Genomic DNA, 2,323 nt, shown 5'->3' on the forward strand with positions numbered 1-2,323 from the left:
CTTAATACTTTTGTGAACATTTGATAATTTAAGTATGCAGCTGAGCGAACCCAGCCGGCACCTTCATCAAACGCCCACACTTATCGACTGTTGATTGTTAAAGAACCAGTGTTCTGTACTACCTTGCTGCACTGTGCGAAGCGTTGTGTTCGTCAGCAGCAGAGAAGTGAGATTATGCAGTGTTTCGCTAGAACCGTCAACCCCTCGTTCGCTTCGTTGCAGATTTCTCTGTGACCGTTGCCAACTTAACCATTTGATTTCGTTGGCCTTTTCTGTCGCGCTTTGCAGCGCTCCGAAGCGGAGGCGAACTATAACAAACTCTCACCCGTTTAAGCAAGTGGTCAACGCCAGAGAATGTTGTGCCATTCCTCATCTCCTTCGAGTTGCGGTCGACTAGCTCACCGGTGCGGGTACAGTCTGTCCAGGGGCGGCTTTGGGCTTTTTCTTCCGCCGCCGCAGGGCGAATATCCCAAGCACGCCGCATGTGCCTATGCCGACGATTGGTAGTGGCACCGGAGCTGGTGCGTCGTCTACTATCGGGCCGAACAGCGATGGAGGAAACGAACGCGCCTCAACCGGAATGGTCTTCCATTGCGCGCGGTCTTCCGGTACCCGGGCGCGGAATTCATCGAATGAAAAGACCGGCGCTGAACCCATGGGGCGGCTTGATGGTACCTGGGGTATGCGCACGAGTAGGATGGCTTCGATGTCGCTCCTGAGCTGCTCCTCATACCTCGACAAGGTGCGCATCGGTGTTTTCGTACTGGCGAGATCGAGCAAGTCCAGTCCAGCCGCGTCGAATGCTACGGCGGGCAGCAGCCTGGTCTGCTCTTCATTCAAATAGTCATATATCTTGCGCCCGCTTGCCAAACTTGCATCGGTCGCGGCCACATAAGTATAAGCGGCCAGCGATTTTATCGGCGAAGTTGGTCCGCGTTGAGGGATTTGCCAGCCAAGCGCTTTGAAGACATCGACACTAATCCCGGCGCAGTTTGCGGTTGCATGCTGGTACCGGAAATCGTGCCGGTAAAAGTGGTTGAAGACGCGCTGCACGGCTCCTTGGAAAGCCACCGCCGTTCGGTCCTTGTTTAGAACTGCAACCAGCATGTATGAAGGACGATAATATTGCTGTCCGCTGTTCAGGTCCATCAGATAGTTATCCATCGGGACCGTCCCGGCGATGATGCCTTTCTCGTTAATTGAACCGAGATTATAGAAATTATTCACCGCCCAAGCGGACCATTCGCCCTTGTCGCCGATACGTCCCGTAGCGACCGCAAAGTGCCCGCCGAGCGATTCGTCGTCATCACCCTGGGCGCCATTCAGGATCAGTCCGATCACCGGTTTTTGCTGCCAATCACGCGTCTGGCCGGGCCGGCGCTCCCATAGCAGACGTGTCTCGAGTCCCTTAGCGTTCCGGATCGGTTCACGTATGAATGCGGCCAATTCCGAGGCCCCGCCAAGTGGCGTATGCTTCAACTCTGCGACAGGCAGATTGAAATCGGTGGGCCAGATGGTTCTTGCAACGAATGCCTTCTGCTCGTTCTGGTTCGCTACAGTGCCGCGCATACGAAGCTGGCGCCCTTCAAAAAAATGCATCGTCGCCTTGTTCACATAGGAGCGGTTGGTGGGCAGCTTAGGGACGAACTGCAGGGGTAATACATTCCCATCCATGGTGCGGACGTGCTGTGCGTCCAGAAACGAAGCGTCCTCAAGAATATGGGATGAACCAAGCCAAGTCAGCGATGGATGCGCTAACTGCGAGGAAGCAGTCGTGGCTGCCCAACGACGGATCTCGTTTCTCCAGTCGTTACCAGGATCAAACGTCGACGCTACCGAATCGTTTGCCGGTACGGCAATCAATTTGTTTTTGAAATACCAAAGGTTTTGTTTTGCAACTGCACAGTCCGTGCAGTTTCCGGTACGAAGCTTGAATCCTGTGGTAGGCAGGAGTCCAATCAATTCCTGATCCAGAGCCCCCTTCAACCCCAGATGTGGGGCATTAGCGCTGGCACCAAAGGCGGAGGCAATTGCAGTCACGCCAACCGCGAACATGGCAATATGTTTCCGGCCCATCTTGTTCCCCTGTCTCGGCAAAAGGACAATTTACTTGGCGCAACATAATCAGCGCTTGATCTTACGTATGAGCAGCGGGCATGGGGTTTGCGCTGTTGACGGAATTCAGACCAGAAAAGCAAAAAACCCCGCAGAGATCACTCTGCGGGGTTTTTCATATAACTAGCCTGACGATAACCTACTTTCACACTGGTTGCAGCACTATCATCGGCGCAAAGTCGTTTCACGGTCCTGTTCGGGATGGGAA

The 2,323-nt window shown here is 54.0% G+C and carries 1 protein-coding gene; it reads right to left on the reverse strand.

Translation table 11 applies throughout. From position 1 onward, the window contains the following. Positions 1-393: 393 nt before the first annotated feature. On the reverse strand, positions 394-2,076 hold the full coding sequence (locus LE190_RS21285; protein WP_225240587.1) for a hypothetical protein: 1,683 nt from the start codon (positions 2,074-2,076) through the stop codon (positions 394-396). Positions 2,077-2,323: the final 247 nt, after the last annotated feature.

The organism is Massilia hydrophila (genome assembly GCF_020208145.1).
In the GTDB taxonomy this organism is placed as follows: Bacteria; Pseudomonadota; Gammaproteobacteria; order Burkholderiales; family Burkholderiaceae_D; genus Telluria; species Telluria hydrophila.

Excerpts from the sequence above, each read along its gene's own strand:
- LE190_RS21285 (WP_225240587.1), bottom strand. The coding sequence starts at position 2,076 with ATGGGCCGGAAACATATTGCCATGTTCGCGGTTGGCGTGACTGCAATT.